Here is a 16,333-nt window from a genome sequence, read left to right on the forward strand (position 1 = left end):
CCCTATAAACAGAAAAAAAGCAGGGAGCCATCCCCTGCTTTTAATAGTTTAAATACGATAAAAACGTCATCACATTTTTTTCTTCCGTCAGTTTTTGAATAAATGCCGGCTGCTCGCTAAGATAGGAAAGCTCACTGAATAATTGCTTTACCTTGTTTTGATCTTCGTGTTTGACGGCAAGCATAAATACAAGCGACACCTTTTCCGTCCCCCACTCAATGGGCTCTTTTAAGGTGGCGATTGCAATGGCTGATTGTTTGATATATTTAGAGTTCGCGTGAGGGATGGCAATACCCGCCCCGATATTTGTCGCCGACATTTTTTCTCTCATTACTGCATGAATGCCATACTCTTTTTCTACATAGCCTTTTTCATACAAAGCCTGCGCCAGCTTTTCAATGACCTGATAACGGTGCTCTGTCTCTTGCTGTAAAAAAACGAGAAACGGAGTCGTATCATTCAGCATTTTAAACGTTTTTTGCTCCCGGCGGTGTGATGTATCAAGCTGTTGCATAAATGCGCTGAGCTTCTTTTCATCAGCAGGCTCCAAAAGCGGTGATACGACGATATGAGGGATCGTTACATTTCCAAGCCCTATCGTAGAAATGACGAAATCTATATCTTTATGCTTTTTGATATACTCTGTCAGCTCCGCTTTTGCGATACAGTCTTTTATCGTAATGTGATGAAATTTGCGTTCAATTTTAGTCCGCAGCAATTGCGACATGCCAATGCCCATATGGCAGACGATGATCGTCCTTTTAGGGTTATGACTGCTTCGGCGCAGCCGTTCGATCGCTGCCTGAAAATGCAGCGTCAAATAGGCCGCCTCTTCTTCAGGAATATAAAGATCAAATGTTTGATTGATGTCTTCTAAAACGTCAATGATAAGATGGAACAAATAAGGATACATTTTTTTGATGTCGTGAAGCATGGGGTTTGAAACAGAGAGATCATAGCTCAGCCGCTTCAACACCGGATCGAGATGAATGTTCAATCCGTTGATCAATTCCTGGTCTTTGTGAAAATCCAGCATTTTCAGTTCTGAAACGCGATTGATCAAATGCCTGACGACTTTGGAAAGCTCAGAATCTTCAAGATCAAGCTTCTTTTCTTGCTGCAATGGATAGCGCACTTTCCCGCCTATTATATGTAAAGTTAAATAGACGGCTTCTTCCTCGGGAAACCGGATGGCAAATACCGGCTCAAGCCGTTTTAAACAAGCCAGTGTCCATTCATATTCTTTCTTCTTTTTTACCGCCTCCAGCTGCCTTGCAGAGATGGCGACCGGCTGTTTCATTTTGATACGGCGGATGGTCAGCAATGTATGCAGCAGCAAACTTTCAAATGTTTCATCCGTAAAATAGATAGAATGGTTTTTTTGTAATAACTTGATTTCTTTTCTCACAAAGTCCGCTTCATGACTTAAAAACTTACTTTTTATAAATTGGCTTGTAAACTCCGCATTATCAATCAAATCTGAAATTCGCGCCAATGCTTTTCTTTTGTTTTTTTCGTCCCCTTCAATCTTTAAGCCGAGCCGCTGTTTAGAAACCAGTGTGAGATCAAATCGCTTCAGCCACTCTTCAACCGCACTGATATCCTTTTTAATGGAAGCTCTGTTTACAAAATGCTGTGCGGCAATTTCTTTTGCGGAAACGGGCTTTGAATTCATTAATAAATCATAAGCGATGTGAAGTATTCTTTCTTCATCGGTCTTGTGCCTGCATGTAAAGTGCTCATTATAAATATGCCGGCTTAACCGTGACCTTTCCTGTTCAGATATATGTAAATAGACGCCTAATCCCGGTTTGCGGATCAGCTGAGCTTGAGCATGTTCATTCAGGAAATCTTCAATCGTTTTCAAATCATTCCTGATCGTTTTTTCAGAACAGCGGACCCTGTCTGCGAAATCTTGCACAACTAAGTAGTCATCAGGTTCAGATAACAACAGATACAAAATCTTTTTCTGTCTTGAATTCATGTATTTCATCTGTTTTTCTATCCTTCCTGTCCGTTTCTGCTGGAGCAATTGTGATAGGTTAAATATACTGCGCATACGAAACCGTTTTCATTGTATAGTGAAACAAAAGAGTAAAAAGTTTTGTTTTTTACCGCAGATTCCGGAAAAATCATGTTTTATACTGAGTCTGTTCACCTTTGGTTGACAACAAAACACCAACCGTTTTTAAACGATTGGTGTCGGCAGCGAAAACCTGCTGTTACAGCCAAAATGTTTCGCCAAGCGCTAATGCACTCAGGTTTTCAGGAGGTAATGCAAGCCGGTCCCACTCACCGTGCAGTCTGCTTAATGCTTCCGGGCCTGTATCATCAGCAAGCCGGAATGCCCCGTAATGCATGGGAATGAAGCTGTCAGCCTTCAGCTCTAAAAAAGCTTTCACGGCGTCTTCCGGATTGATATGTGACACTTTCATAAACCATTCGGGTTCGTATGCTCCGATCGGCATCAGGGCCGCCTTAATACGAAACCTCTCTCCGATTTCTTTAAAGCCTTCAAAATAGCCTGTATCTCCTGCAAAATAGATGGACTCGCCGTTTTCGCTTTCTATGACCCAGCCTCCCCAATGAGAGGTATCGGTATCCCAAAGCGTTCTCCGTGTCCAGTGCTGGGCCGGTACAAATGATATACTCACCCCCCGCACCTCAAAACGATCCCACCAATTCATTTCATGAACCTTTTTGCGGCCTTTTTTGATGAACAGCTTTTTCAATCCCGCAGGCACGTAAAAATCCGGGTTTCCTCTCAGTTTTTTTATACTCGGAAAATCAAGATGGTCATAATGCCCATGTGAGATGAGCACGGCATCAATGTCAGGCAGTTCGCTCAATTCATATCCCGGCTCTGTCAGCCGTTTTTGAAAACCCATCCTCCGCGCCCATACAGGGTCGGTCATTATGTTAAGCCCCTGTATTTGGATCAGAAATGAAGAATGGCCGATCCATGTTATGGCGGTTTCCGTCCGATTGACGGCAACATCACGGACATCCCTTGTGACCGCTTTCGGAATATTCTCGCTTAAATCTTTACTTTTTTCTCTTCGTTCTTTCATCCATTTCCACATGTCCATGAATCCATGTTCATTCTTCACGCCATTCAAGTTTTCATATCTTTTTTTCATTATCATTCTCCCTTGAAACGTGTATTCCATTAGATCCACCGGACATTTATACAATGTCTGTAAATACCGCCCCGCTTGCTTCGGCTAAATCTCGAGGCGCTACTTTCAGCTGCATTCCGATTTTCCCCGCACTGACAATCATAAACGCCAGTGTTTCAGCGGATCTATCAATAAAAGTCGGAAACCTTTTTTTCATTCCGATCGGAGAGCAGCCGCCGCGTATATAGCCGGTCACTTCCAAAAGGTCCTTCATGGCAATCATTTCTATTTTCTTCTCACCTGCCGCCTTCGCAGCCTTTTTCAGATTCAGTTCTTTTGCAACGGGAACGACAAAGACGTAATAACGATCAGTTCCTGCAGATGCCACTAAGGTTTTATAAACATATTCGGCAGAGTATCCGATTTTTTGTGAAACGGAAAGACCGTCTGCGGGCTGTCCCCCTTCTGTTTTGTAACCTAATAGCTCATAGGGAATGTTTTGCTGCTCAATGATACGGACAGCATTTGTTTTCACTGTTTTTTTCGCCATGGTTTTCCTCCGTTTTCTGTATTTCTTTCTGCTTTATTTTCAACTTCGATTTTAATAAAATGACCGCTCAGTTGCGTGCTTTGTAATAATCAAGTGCAAACTGTTTAAAACGCTCAGCAGCGGGAGAGAGAGCATGGTTTTTTAACTGGGCTAACGCTATGGTGCGTTCGCATTGGTAATCTGCAACCGGGAGAAAAACGACCGGAAAGTATGAATGCTCCGCGGTTTTCGGCAGCACTGCAGCCCCCAGACCCGCGGCGGTCAGCCCTAATATGGTTGACACTTCCTCTCCTTCAAATGCGAGATGCGGGTGTATATTCAAATCCCGGCACATCAGATCAAACATATATCTCAGCCCGTATCCCGGTTTAAATCCGACAAAATCCTCGTCCTGCATCTCTTTCATTTGAATGCTTTTATTTCCTGCAAGCGGGTGGTTCTCAGGAAGCACCGCATAAAGAGGCTCTTTCTCCAGCACCGTCCATTGTAAAAGCTCGCTGGGAAGCGGCGGGGAGCTGAGACAGATATCCGCATCTCCCGTTTCCACCATTTTGCGAAGCGTTTCATTTGCGCCTTGATACAGCCGGAAGGTCACGTTTGGGTATAGCTTTTTAAATTCGGCAATCAGCTGAGGCATCAAGCGCAACCCGAGCGTATGAAGAAAAGATACAGATATTTCGCCGTGCTCCAGGCTCATATTTTTTTTCACTTGTTCAACGCCTTCATTTAAAGCTCGTCTCGCTTGTTTTGCTTTTATTAAGAACTGCTCTCCGTACCTTGTCAGCCGGACGGCTTTTGTCTCTCTGTAAAATAACGGCGCGCCTAATTCTTCTTCGAGCCTGATAATCGATCGGCTTAATGCCGGCTGAGAAATCATTCTTTCTTTTGCCGCATTTGTGAAATGCTGATGAGTTGCCGCCGCAATGAAGTTGTCAATTTGATGAAGCTCCATTTTCTCCTTCTCCCCTTTCTTCATAACCTACACGCATTAATTCTATAGTTATTATAAATTAGACACATTGAAATGAAAAGCGTACGATACATATATAACCAACAGTGAGAAAAGAGGGACATTCATGACGTTTATTCAGCCTCATACAAAGGCTTACAGAAAGGCCAGCTTGGCACTGTTTATCAGCGGCTTTGTGACATTTGCCACGCTTTACACGACACAGCCGCTTATGCCTTTGTTTTCGGAAGAGTTTCATATTTCCGCTGCGGCTGCCAGCTTAACTTTATCCATCTCAACAGCCGTTTTGGCATTTTCATTATTGGCCGCTGCTTCGTTGTCTGACGGATTCGGCAGAAAAAAATTAATGGTGCTGTCGTTAACAGCCACTTCTGTTTTAGGTCTATTAACAGCGTTCAGTCCGGCTTTTCCGGCGCTTTTGGCGATGAGGGGGCTGCTCGGTATTTTTCTGGCAGGCGTTCCTGCTGTCGCTATGACATATGTAGGCGAGGAGTTTGATCCGAAGGGCCTCGGGAAAATGATGGGCCTGTATATCAGCGGCACAAGCATCGGGGGAATGAGCGGCAGGCTGTTAACGGGGCTTCTGACTGATGTATTCGGCTGGCGGCCGGCGCTTGCCATTATCGGCATTCTTTCTATTATATTAAGCTATTTGTTTTGGCGTTTTCTTCCGGCTCCGCGCCATTCATCTCAGCGGCATGCGGGCGTAAAAGCGGCATGTAAGGAATACGGAGCGGTTCTACACCGCAAACGGCTGCTTTTGTTAATATCTCTGGGATTTATATTAATGGGGAGTTTTGTGACATTATATAATTATATCGGCTTTCATTTAATGGCGGCTCCTTATCATTTGTCACAGACTGTAATCGGTTTTATTTTTATTGTCTATCTCGCGGGAACGTTCAGCTCTGTCTATATGGGGAAAAAAGCAGATCTTTTCGGAAGTGCAAAAATGATTAAGATTGCGATTTTTGTTATGCTTGCCGGCGCAGCGGTGACACTTTTGCCCCAGCTTGCCCTTAAAATTGCGGGCATTGCCGTGTTTACCTTCGGCTTTTTCGGCGCACATTCAATTGCAAGCGCCTGGGTCGGCCGAGCAGCCGGTGATCAGCGCGCGCAAGCTTCTTCATTATATCTGCTTGCATACTATATCGGGTCAAGCGCGGCCGGGTCTTGCGGCGGTTTCTTTTGGACGCATTTTCATTGGATCGGTATCATTTCATTTATTTCGGTTTTGCTATTGCTGTCTTATCCGGTTTTATTTCTGGCGGAATTCAGAAAAAAGGGACATAGCCGCCTGCATGTAAATCAATAAAAACATTAAAGATTTGTGTCTTTTGTCCGATACTAAAGATAAGGCCGGCACGATACTCCCTATAACTATTCCTTTTGATTCAGTAGATTTCAAATATCGTGCCGGCTTTCTTCAATTAAAACACAATCTTCAATTGCCTTACGCTTCTGTTACACACCTGCCCAAACATCTTTCGCATATCTTCCTTCCGCCTGCAGCTGTTCAAGCCAATTCGAGGAAACCTTTGAATCAGTGTTATGCACCTTTTCATACGCCTGAAGCAGTACATTTTCGACAGCCGGAGCCATTTTGCTTCCGTCTCCGCATATATAGAGATGGCCGCCTTGGTCAAGAAGCGCAATAATCTGTGCAGCCTCGCGAAGCAGGACATCCTGTACGTAAACTTTACAGTCCTGATCTAATCTGGAATACGCCCGATGCACGGTGACAAGGCCGTTTTTCTCCGCATGGTCGAATTCATCTTTGTACAGATCGTCTTCTTCAGGGTGTCTGCAGCCGAAGTATAAATGAGCTTCGCCCAGGCTGTTACCGGACATTTTTTCTGCAGCCCGCGCCTGGATAAATCCCCTGAACGGTGCAATTCCGGTGCCTGCTCCGATCATAATGAGAGGCGTTTTCGTATTTTCGGGCAATGCGAAACCCGACTGCGGCGAGCGGATGAAACAGACGGCAGAATCGCCATTTTGTAATCCGGCTAAATAGTTCGAAGCCACGCCCTTGTATTCTCCCCGGCCGCTCCACGCCGGAGCCGTCACAACGCCGACCGTGATACTGAGCTCCCTTTTGTTTGCCTTCGGTGAGCTTGAGATTGAATAATAGCGCGCCTTTAAGGACGGCAGAAGTTCTAAAAAGCGCTCAAACGGCAGTTCACAAGCCGGATAATCTTCCAGCAGGTCCAGCATGGTCATTCGTTTTTTCAGCACGTTTTCTTTATATGCCGCATCGTCAGAATAAAGATGCTCCAATTCTTTTTGGTGCGGCGGGCACACGGTATGGGCGGCAAGTTCGCGAAGCTGGGCTCTCGTTGCCGGTTCCTGCAGCTCTACATATGACGCCAAAAGCTCAGGCGCATTAACCGGCCGGTCCATCGGCAGATGAGGCAGCTGCCGGCCCTTGATCTTAAAGTGCTGATTTGGGTCGAGACCGAATCGGCGAATGACACGGCTGATCAGTTCCCCGCTGTTTTGCGGAAGCACCCCGAGATGGTCTCCTTCCCGATACGTTTCGGTCTTCGGGAGACGCAGCTCAATATGCCGGACTGAACGCTTGCTGCTTTCGGTATGAAGCTCTTTGTTTGTGATGACTTCCGCCTCAAATGCTTTGTACGTTTTGGCAATCGGCGTCTCGGCTGCTTCACTTACGTATTCGATTGATAACTGTGATTTGTTTGCCTGTTTTGGAGCGGCCTCTATATGAAAAGCCTTCATGATGTCCTTCCAGAATGAGTCTTCCCAGGCTTCCTGACTGTACTCAAAATCATCGGCATTGTCGCCCTCCCCGATAGAAGTCAGCCGTTTTGCCCCTTTTTCTTCAAGCACTTTGTCTATCAGGCGGGGGATTCTCTGGTAAGTGGCGGCCCAGTTGCGGTCTCCGCAGCCGAAGACGGCGTAAGAAACACCCTTTAATTCCTGATCCTCAAGGGTTTCCGTCCATTTCACAAAACCCACCGCATTATCAGGCGGCGCCCCGTTATAAGAAGCCGTCACAATAACGACTGCGCCTTTTACAGGCAGTTTCCCGGCATAATCATCAAGCGGGCCGGTTTCAGTTGAAAATCCTTTGCTTCTGCCGATGTCAGCCAGCTCTTCCGCGATTCCTTCCGCAGTTCCCAAATTTGAACCGTAAAGAATGAGAAGCGGCGTTCCGTGGGACGGGATTTCTTTCGTTTCTTCTTTGTGACCGCCGCCTTCAGCTTTATGGTTTTGTACGGGCTGATGATTGGACACGTCCTTGTTTTTTACACGGATTTTAAAATCACCGGGCTTAATGGTTAAAGCTTCTTTAATCGTAAGCTCATAATCAGTATGATCAATCAGTTCAAAGTGTTTAAGGACAAGGCCGAGCACCATTGTCGCTTCCTGCAGGGCAAACTGCATCCCGATGCATGCGCGCTGTCCGTTTCCGAACGGCTTATACGCATCAGCCGGAATTGCCGCGGGATCGCTGAACCTTTCCGGACGGAATAGCTCGGCATCTTCTCCCCACGCGCTTTTATCCCGGTGAAGCTGCGGAGTCAGAATCGTCACCGGCTGTCCTTTCGCAATCGGATATTTCCCGCCGAGAACCGTATCTTCTTTCGCGTACAGGGAAAATGCCGGGGCAGTCGGATACAGCCGCAAAGTCTCGTTTAACACCATGCGGATATATGTCAGCTGCTGAATCTGCTTATATTCAGGTGTCTCTCCCGTCAGCACCCGCTCGGCTTCCTGAACGGCTTTTTTCAATTTATCTTTATTTTTCAGCAGGCAGTAAATCGCGAATGAAAGCAGTCCGCTTGTGGTTTCATGCCCCGCGATCAAAAAGGTAATGATTTGATAACGGATATTTTCATCATCCAGCCTTTCACCCGTTACAGGATCTTTCGCTTCAAGCATCAATGCTAAAAGGTCAGACAGATTCTCATCCGGATTTTCCCTCCGCTCAGCTATGATCCGGTCTACGAGTTCATTCATCACTTCAATATCCTGCTGGAACTGATGTCTCGTTTTGATCATCAGCTTGTCCTGCAGGCTGTGTCTCTGCGATTGGCGCATTGCCTCCTGCAGCGCGCGAAGCATACTTGTGATAAAAGGATGCTGTGTGTCGCGGTAAAAGCTGTTAAAGCGGTAATGAAATCCGCACAGGCCGATTGTATCCAGCGTCAGGCGCGTCATATCTTCGGCAACGTCAATTTCTTCATTCGGATTTAATCTGCTCCACTTCTGCACGAGCTGCATGGCAATATCAAGCATCATTGAATGATAGCCTTTCATCGCCTTCTGGCTGAAGCTCGGCAATAAAATCCGATGCGCTTTCTGCCAATTCTTTTCGTGAGTCCAGCTCGTAAATAGTCCGTCACCGCCAAACTCACGGACTTTCAGCAAGGCTTTGCTGAGGTTTTTATCAAATCGCTTTTCATCACAGACTTCTGCCGCGAGCTCGCGGCCTGAGACGAAGACCCCGACAGAGCTCGGAAATTCGAAACGAAAGATCGGGCCGTATTCTTCGGCAATTTTCCAGAGCGATTGTGACAGTTTTTCTTTTTCCAAGTGAGGGAGATTTTTCAGAGGTCCGTATGTTTTCGGCTGCGGTATAGCGCTTAGCTGTTTCATATCGATCTTCCTTCCTTCGGCGAATAGTTAATGAGTTCTGATGGCATCCCAAGAACATTGTTCCAATTCTTTCAGAAACGGTTTTGTTATTTCGACGCTTCCCGTCCGGATAAGCTGATAGAGTTTGAGATATGCCCCGAGCAGCAGCGCCATCAGCACATTGGACGGCAGATTGCGGAGCACACCTTCAGACTTGCCGCGCTGAAAAAAGACGTCAAGCATCTGTGTTATTTCATCAAGAAGCTTACGGCTCGTTTCATTCAGAAAGTAGGCGTCCTTATTCGTTTCAAGAAAAAACAATGCATACTCACTTTCCTTCGTAAAATCAATCAGACAATAAAACAGGTGATGAAACCCTTCTCTTACAGAGATACCCTGAAAGTCCGTTTTGACTTTTTTCATAAAACGCTGCGCACTTTCCTGATACAGTACGTTCACAAGTGTCTCTTTACTGTCAAAGTAACGGTAGATTGTGCCGGTTCCGACATCGGCCTGAGCGGCAATCATCGGAATCGTCGTTGCGTCAAATCCTCTATCTGTAAACAAAGTAAGCGACGCTTTCATAATGAGTTCAACCTTGTTTGAAGCTGTCATTTCATCCCCCTTTCCAGATGCGGAATGAATATTCATTCCGTTTGTTCAAAATATTTAAAATGTACGGTCATCTGATTACCATTGTATAAGAAAAAAACTTTTTTTAATATAAAATAGATGTGAAATAACCAAAAATAAGGAAATATGCCCAATTTCACAAAAAGAGCTGCAGTGACTTAAGCAGCTCTTTTTATTTCCCAAGAAATATTCTATTTAATGGCAGTAATAAAATGGAACGAATCTCTGCTGACAACTGAAATGTCTCTGAAATGCTGATCATAGAGCACCTCAATCACATCCTTCTCACTCATCCGCGAAGGTTTCAAAACCATATAGAAACACCCGTCAATTTGAAGAACGCGGTACACTTCTTTACATGCTGTCCTGTAATCGCTGACTGTTTCAGCAGTATGTAATGAGAAAACTTTATGAAAGCTGCGATCGCGGAACGGTAAGCTTTCAGGCCTCCCCTGCTGAATGTTTCCGCGCCCGGCTTTTATAACCGAACGGTTTGCGCGCTGTGTTTTCCGTATTTTACGTTTCGATGTTTCTATGCTTTTAAGACTGCCCTTTTCAAGCTGTCCGATGATTTGTTTAAACATTGAGCCGTTTCCGGTCCCGATTTCCAAAATGCGGTCGTATTCCTGTATGTCCATCAAGATTTGCTGAATGACTGACTCTGCCGGTTCTGATGCAGCAAAGTATTTCGCGCGCATTCGTTTTAATGCTGAAGATGTATGTTGCAACATTGTATAACACCCGCTTTTCCATTCCTGTGATTTATTATTCAGAAATAATATTACCTCGTATTAGTATGAGGTACTAACTAGACGCACTTCTCTTCATGAACGTTTCGATTTATTTGAAATTTATATTTGTTTTCATAAAAAAAAGACGGAAAACGTAGGTTTTCCGCCTGCTCTAGTACCAATAATACGGTGCTATATATCTTGTCTGCCGGGAAAGCGCCGCCATTCTCTGCCGGCGATACGGGTTGCCGTAGCCGTGTTTAAATGAATGGGGCATTGACGCATACCCGTGCCCGATGGATGGAATTCTGTTCTGACCGCCTTGCATGCTATCACCCGCTTACCAATTTTTCTTTCTTTACCATGGTATGCAGGCCGTCTGCGACGTGACAGCAACATCCTCGCTAAACCTGGTCCTTCTCCATTGTGTAATGATTCAGCAGTTCAATTCTGAACATGATGATCTCCTCCTTCTCCTCCGTTTTGGCCCTTCGTGTCCGTTCAGTTCATATAAAAGTGTTTCAGCTGGCGTTCTTTCGCTTCATTATAAAACTCTTCGACCTGCTGTTCTCGTTCATACTCTTCCGCACTTTTAAAACGCTTTGAAATGGTCAGTGTTAAAAAGAAAAGATTAATGGTCATTATCGCTCACCCCCTTTCAATATCCGCACAAGCGAAAATAACCCGCAGCAAACTTCATATGCGCTGCGGGCAGACTAAATCCGCAGACAAAAGAAGACGTGCTTCTTTCCCTGCGGGGAGCTGCGAATGTCCTGATACTCCGAAATTAACGTGCTTGACGGGCAGAGGTTAAGGAAGGACACGAACTCTTCCACAGGCTGAATCGGTTCAATTGTAAATTTTGATTGCCGTTTAAAGTCGTCATGTGATTCAACCTCCCTTTGCTTTTTTCTTACTTTGTAAGTATATCCATCAGCTTCCATTTTGTAAACATTTTTTTCAAGATTTGGACGGAAAATGTGCTGGCATTCCGCTTCAATTGTCCTTGTTTTCCGGCATCTTTCTTACCTCAGGAAACTCTTTTCATCCCTTGCTTTTTCTGATCTTTTTTTGAATATGCAATAAAATAAATAAGGCCGACAAACACTGCCCCGCCGATTACATTCCCGATAAAGGCCGGAATGAGATTGCCAATCAGATCACCCCACGAAAAAGAACCTGCAAAAATCGCAGCCGGGATGATAAACATATTGGCTACAACGTGCTGAAAACCAATCGCGACAAACGCCATAATCGGAAACCATATACCCGCGATTTTTCCGGCTCCGTCTTCTGCGCCGAAAGAAAGCCAGACGGCCAAACAGACAAGCCAGTTACAGCCGATCGCCGAAACAATAACTTTTCCAAACGGCATATCCAATTTGCCTTGTGCGACCGCAATCGTTTTTTCCAAGTAAGGTCCTGTTTCGGTTAATCCGACAACATGTCCGAAAAAGTAAGCGACAAACAGTGCGCCGACAAGATTCATCAACGTCACGATCACCCAATTTTTCACTAATGCACCGGCGGATATTCTTCTGGAAAAAAGCGCCATAGATACCGACATCATATTACCCGTAATCAGCTCCGCGCCGGCAAGAACGACGAGCACCAATCCGATGGGAAACACGGACGCCCCGATTAAACTCGACAAGCTTCCCCATTCTTTCGGAAGGTCGCCGATGACACGGATATCAAGCAAATAACCGAGTGCGATAAACGCTCCTCCCAAAAATCCTAATACAATCAGTGCTGAAAGCGGTGAATGCACCTTTTTTACCCCTGATTCGACCGCAAGCTCCGCTATTTCGTCCGGTTTACGAAAAGCCATAATAACCCCTCCATTTATCATTTCAGCCCCGCAGTTTCCAAAGACGCCTAACAAAAAAGGCAGCATTCAAACAGCCCGTCTAAAACGGGTTTGAATGCTGCCTAACTTGTATGCATACCCATACAACAATATCAAGCAGAATGAAAATATCAGCTATAGAAAATGTACAGATCATGCACACATTCCATAAAATTCGTCCTTAAGCCACTGCAGGCAGTTCATATCATATCAAATGTGACAATTTCGTGTCAATTGAATTTTTTTCAGCTTTTGATTTCTTCACGGCGCTCTTCAATTGTTCGGTCAAAGACAAATACAGACACCGCAATATTCTCTTCGATCTTGATGTCTGAAAACAGATGCACGAGCTTTGCTCCGATGAGCTCTTCCATTCCGTCAGGCGTTTGTTTTGAATACAGTTCCTGAATTAAGCTGGTCCGCGCCGCATGAACCATTTCTCTTCCTTCAGGCGTGCGTGCGATAAACTGCTCACTTGCGCTTAGATTGCCGTAAAGCGTTGATACCGCCATGTTATCCACAAAAACGGTGTGAATTCGTTCCGGCCCCTTTCCAAATAATTCTTTGCGCAATTTCCGGATAATATCGTTAAATTCATGAATTTTTTTAGACATATTGTCCCCTCCGATTTTAGCCTATGAAAGACATTCCCGGTTCCCCTTTGTGACATTTCACCTGGTTAAAGTTTTCCTTTCGTATTGTATTATAATAAATATCACCTTATAATAAAAGCAGTGAAGATGGATTTGTAATAGGAAACGTGTTATGAGTCTATCGTTTTATACAAATAGGATTGGTCTGTTAGTAAGACTTGCTAGTGAACTATTCCGCCATGCGTATTTATACCGTTCTCCGGACAGGAGGCCGGTATCTATGTGCATGGCTTTTTTTCGAGTTTAAAAGATGGAGGGGAATTGGAAGTGACAGACGTTCAGTCTATCCGTGTCAAAATTGACGGCACGGAGTATGAAGCACCAGAGGGGTCTAAGATTTTAGATATTTTAAACCAAAACGGAATTGAGATTCCGCAAATATGCCATGTACCGGAAGTAGATCCGATTCAAACATGTGACACCTGTATTGTTGAAGTAAACGGGAAATTGCAGCGCTCTTGTTCCACGGCTGCAGAAAACGGGATGTCCATCTCGCTTACGTCGGGAAGGGTAAAAGAGGCTCAGACAGAGGCCATGGACCGCCTGCTCGAGAATCACCTGCTTTACTGTACGGTATGCGATAACAACAACGGCAACTGCACACTGCATAATACAGCGGAAATGATGGGAATTGAGCATCAGAAATATCCGTATACGCCGAAAGATGATTCAAAGTGCGCGGTTGATATGTCTCACCCGTTTTACCGCTATGATCCGAACCAATGCATTGCCTGCGGCCAATGTGTGGAAGTGTGTCAAAACCTTCAGGTGAATGAGACCCTTTCAATTGATTGGGAGCGCGACCGCCCGCGGGTCATTTGGGATGAAGGCGTCCCCATTAATGAATCATCCTGCGTCAGCTGCGGCCAATGTGTCACTGTCTGCCCTTGTAACGCACTGATGGAAAAATCAATGCTCGGCCAAGCCGGATTTATGACAGGAATAAAAGAAGATGTCATGGAACCGATGATTGATTTAGTGAAAAATGTTGAACCCGACTATACAAGCATCTTCGCCGTGTCAGAAGTGGAAGCGGCTATGCGCGATAAACGGACGAAAAAAACAAAAACAGTCTGCACGTTCTGCGGCGTCGGATGCTCTTTTGAAGTATGGACAAAAGGCCGTGACATCCTTAAAATTCAGCCTGTTTCCGATGCTCCGGTTAATGCGATTTCCACTTGTGTGAAAGGGAAATTCGGCTGGGACTTCGTAAATTCGGAAGAACGGATTACAAAACCGCTTATCCGGAAAAACGGCGCATTTGTTGAATCGTCATGGGAAGAAGCTCTTGATCTTGTCGCTTCAAGACTCGGTTCGATCAAGGCCGAACACGGAAATGGTTCTGTCGGTTTTATTTCTTCTTCTAAAATTACGAATGAAGACAACTACGTTATTCAAAAATTAGCGCGTCAAGTATTTGAAACCAACAACGTGGATAACTGTTCACGCTACTGCCAGTCACCGGCAACGGACGGCTTATTCCGCACAGTCGGTATGGGCGGTGACGCCGGCACAATTAAAGATATCGCAAAAGCGGGCCTCGTGCTCATCGTCGGCGCCAATCCGGCAGAAGGACATCCGGTTCTGGCCACACGCGTGAAACGTGCACATAAGCTGCACGGACAAAAATTAATTGTTGCCGATCTGCGCAGAAATGAAATGGCTGAACGGTCCGACCTCTTTATCAGCCCGAAACAAGGGACTGACCAAGTCTGGCTCATGGCAGTGACAAAATATATGATTGACCAAGGCTGGCACGATCAAGCGTTTATTGATGAGAATGTCAACTACTTTGAAGATTATAAAGAAACGCTGAAAAAGTATACATTAGAATATGCGGAGCGCATCACCGGACTTTCTCAGGATACGATCATCCGCATTGCCGAAATGATTCGTGATGCAGACGGCACTTGTGTTCTTTGGGGCATGGGCGTTACCCAGAATACAGGCGGCTCTGATACATCAGCGGCGATTTCCAACCTGCTGCTTGCCACAGGAAACTACCGCCGTCCGGGCGCCGGAGCTTATCCGCTGCGGGGACATAACAACGTTCAAGGCGCTTGCGATATGGGAACTCTTCCAGGCTGGCTTCCGGGGTATCAGCATATTACCGATGATGCGGCACGCGCTAAATTCGAAAAAGCTTACGGTGTTGAAATTGACGGCAAGCCGGGTCTTGATAATATTGAAATGCTCCATGCGATTGAAGAAGGAAACATGAAAGCCATGTATCTCGTCGGTGAAGATATGGCGCTCGTCGATTCAAACGCCAACCATGTTCATGACATTTTATCCAGCCTTGATTTCTTTGTTGTACAGGATATTTTCCTTTCAAGAACGGCGCAATACGCGGATGTCATCCTGCCTGCGGTTCCATCTCTTGAAAAAGACGGAACATTTACAAACACAGAGCGTCGTGTACAAAGATTGTATCAGGCGCTTCCGACACTCGGCGATGCCAAACCCGACTGGTGGATTATTCAGGAGGTTGCCAATCGTTTAGGCGCTGATTGGAATTACACGCATCCAAGCGACATTTTCTCAGAAATGGCGAGCCTTTCTCCTCTGTTCGGAAAAGCAAGCTACGACGTTCTTAGCGGCTGGAACAGCTTCCTGTGGGGAAGCTTTACGGGAGAGAGCACTCCGCTTCTTTATGAAGACGGCTTTAACTTCCCGGACAAAAAAGCCCGTTTTGCGCTGAGCGATTGGGTGGAGCCTGCCGTATTCCCTGAAGAATATGACCTGCATATTAACAACGGACGGATGCTTGAACATTTCCACGAAGGAAACATGACAAACAAATCGAAGGGCATTCAGTCTAAAGTGCCGGATGTATTTGTTGAAGTATCGCCGGAGCTCGCGGCTGAACGCGGAATTTGCGACGGAACAATGATCCGGCTCGTCTCTCCTTTTGGGGCGGTTAAATTGAATGCGCTTGTGACAGACCGTGTCCGCGCAAATGAGCTTTATCTGCCGATGAACTCTACAGATAAAGATTCTGCGATTAATTTCCTGACCGGGCCTGCGTATGATTCACGGACACATACACCTGCCTATAAACAGACAAAAGTCCGCATGGAAGTGCTCGGTTCCTGTGATACACCGCCGCTTCCGAAAACGAATCCGCGGAACAAAAAACGTCATCCGCAAAACGGTGTGGAAGCTCAGCGAAAATGGAACCGTCCGGGCTATGTGCACCTAACTGATTAAGGAAAGGAGGAAA

13 protein-coding genes are annotated in these 16,333 nt (G+C 45.6%); 2 read left to right on the forward strand and 11 right to left on the reverse strand.

From position 1 onward, the window contains the following. Window positions 1-40 precede the first annotated feature (40 nt). The 4 genes from manR to HAP68_RS12515 form a co-directional block, all read right to left on the reverse strand. The gene (gene manR / locus HAP68_RS12500) at window positions 41-1,993 is read right to left on the reverse strand and encodes a mannose transport/utilization transcriptional regulator ManR (protein ID WP_024085639.1); all 1,953 of its coding nucleotides are present in this window, start codon (window positions 1,991-1,993) and stop codon (window positions 41-43) included. Window positions 1,994-2,222: 229 nt separating this feature from the next. Then, on the reverse strand, window positions 2,223-3,140 hold the full coding sequence (locus HAP68_RS12505) for an MBL fold metallo-hydrolase (RefSeq protein WP_024085640.1): 918 nt from the start codon (window positions 3,138-3,140) through the stop codon (window positions 2,223-2,225). 46 nt (window positions 3,141-3,186) lie between these two features. Beyond that, a complete protein-coding gene (gene ybaK, locus HAP68_RS12510; RefSeq protein ID WP_014305475.1) occupies window positions 3,187-3,669 on the reverse strand; it encodes a Cys-tRNA(Pro) deacylase in 483 nt (160 codons plus the stop codon). Window positions 3,670-3,736: 67 nt separating this feature from the next. After that, entirely contained in the window at window positions 3,737-4,621 is an 885-nt protein-coding gene (locus HAP68_RS12515; RefSeq protein WP_024085641.1) for a LysR family transcriptional regulator, read from the reverse strand. Window positions 4,622-4,745: 124 nt separating this feature from the next. Here HAP68_RS12515 and HAP68_RS12520 point away from each other — a divergent pair, with 124 nt between their 5' ends. Next, complete coding sequence (locus HAP68_RS12520) at window positions 4,746-5,954, forward strand: MFS transporter (protein WP_024085642.1); 1,209 nt, start codon at window positions 4,746-4,748, stop codon at window positions 5,952-5,954. A gap of 149 nt (window positions 5,955-6,103) precedes the next feature. On the opposite strand, the gene HAP68_RS12525 is transcribed toward HAP68_RS12520, so the two are convergent. From HAP68_RS12525 to HAP68_RS12555, 7 genes are all read right to left on the reverse strand, one after another. Further along, entirely contained in the window at window positions 6,104-9,265 is a 3,162-nt protein-coding gene (locus HAP68_RS12525) for a bifunctional cytochrome P450/NADPH--P450 reductase (RefSeq protein WP_024085643.1), read from the reverse strand. A gap of 27 nt (window positions 9,266-9,292) precedes the next feature. Next, complete coding sequence (locus tag HAP68_RS12530) at window positions 9,293-9,859, reverse strand: TetR/AcrR family transcriptional regulator (protein WP_003152789.1); 567 nt, start codon at window positions 9,857-9,859, stop codon at window positions 9,293-9,295. Between the two features lie 209 nt (window positions 9,860-10,068). Further along, window positions 10,069-10,608: a class I SAM-dependent methyltransferase gene (locus HAP68_RS12535; protein ID WP_015387964.1), complete on the reverse strand. Its 540-nt coding sequence runs from the start codon at window positions 10,606-10,608 to the stop codon at window positions 10,069-10,071. A 172-nt stretch (window positions 10,609-10,780) separates the two neighbouring features. Then, window positions 10,781-10,936 carry a hypothetical protein gene (locus tag HAP68_RS12540; protein ID WP_007408227.1) on the reverse strand — a complete coding sequence of 52 codons (156 nt, stop codon included), beginning with the start codon at window positions 10,934-10,936 and terminating at the stop codon, window positions 10,781-10,783. 173 nt (window positions 10,937-11,109) lie between these two features. Next, on the reverse strand, window positions 11,110-11,250 hold the full coding sequence (locus tag HAP68_RS12545; protein ID WP_003152787.1) for a YrzI family small protein: 141 nt from the start codon (window positions 11,248-11,250) through the stop codon (window positions 11,110-11,112). A 388-nt stretch (window positions 11,251-11,638) separates the two neighbouring features. Beyond that, window positions 11,639-12,439, reverse strand: a complete 801-nt coding sequence (locus tag HAP68_RS12550; protein WP_007408225.1) for a formate/nitrite transporter family protein — start codon at window positions 12,437-12,439, stop codon at window positions 11,639-11,641. A 263-nt stretch (window positions 12,440-12,702) separates the two neighbouring features. Beyond that, window positions 12,703-13,071, reverse strand: a complete 369-nt coding sequence (locus tag HAP68_RS12555) for a Na-translocating system protein MpsC family protein (protein WP_003152783.1) — start codon at window positions 13,069-13,071, stop codon at window positions 12,703-12,705. A 306-nt stretch (window positions 13,072-13,377) separates the two neighbouring features. Here HAP68_RS12555 and fdhF point away from each other — a divergent pair, with 306 nt between their 5' ends. After that, window positions 13,378-16,320: a formate dehydrogenase subunit alpha gene (gene fdhF, locus HAP68_RS12560; protein ID WP_024085644.1), complete on the forward strand. Its 2,943-nt coding sequence runs from the start codon at window positions 13,378-13,380 to the stop codon at window positions 16,318-16,320. The last annotated feature ends 13 nt before the right edge of the window (window positions 16,321-16,333 follow it).

It is taken from the genome of Bacillus sp. Bvel1, assembly GCF_014872755.1.
Lineage (GTDB): Bacteria > Bacillota > Bacilli > Bacillales > Bacillaceae > Bacillus > Bacillus velezensis.

Excerpts from the sequence above, each read along its gene's own strand:
- manR (WP_024085639.1), bottom strand. The coding sequence starts at position 1,993 with ATGAAATACATGAATTCAAGACAGAAAAAGATTTTGTATCTGTTGTTA.
- HAP68_RS12505 (WP_024085640.1), bottom strand. The coding sequence starts at position 3,140 with ATGAAAAAAAGATATGAAAACTTGAATGGCGTGAAGAATGAACATGGA.
- ybaK (WP_014305475.1), bottom strand. The coding sequence starts at position 3,669 with ATGGCGAAAAAAACAGTGAAAACAAATGCTGTCCGTATCATTGAGCAG.
- HAP68_RS12515 (WP_024085641.1), bottom strand. The coding sequence starts at position 4,621 with ATGGAGCTTCATCAAATTGACAACTTCATTGCGGCGGCAACTCATCAG.
- HAP68_RS12520 (WP_024085642.1), top strand. The coding sequence starts at position 4,746 with ATGACGTTTATTCAGCCTCATACAAAGGCTTACAGAAAGGCCAGCTTG.
- HAP68_RS12525 (WP_024085643.1), bottom strand. The coding sequence starts at position 9,265 with ATGAAACAGCTAAGCGCTATACCGCAGCCGAAAACATACGGACCTCTG.
- HAP68_RS12530 (WP_003152789.1), bottom strand. The coding sequence starts at position 9,859 with ATGACAGCTTCAAACAAGGTTGAACTCATTATGAAAGCGTCGCTTACT.
- HAP68_RS12535 (WP_015387964.1), bottom strand. The coding sequence starts at position 10,608 with ATGTTGCAACATACATCTTCAGCATTAAAACGAATGCGCGCGAAATAC.
- HAP68_RS12540 (WP_007408227.1), bottom strand. The coding sequence starts at position 10,936 with ATGCAAGGCGGTCAGAACAGAATTCCATCCATCGGGCACGGGTATGCG.
- HAP68_RS12545 (WP_003152787.1), bottom strand. The coding sequence starts at position 11,250 with ATGACCATTAATCTTTTCTTTTTAACACTGACCATTTCAAAGCGTTTT.
- HAP68_RS12550 (WP_007408225.1), bottom strand. The coding sequence starts at position 12,439 with ATGGCTTTTCGTAAACCGGACGAAATAGCGGAGCTTGCGGTCGAATCA.
- HAP68_RS12555 (WP_003152783.1), bottom strand. The coding sequence starts at position 13,071 with ATGTCTAAAAAAATTCATGAATTTAACGATATTATCCGGAAATTGCGC.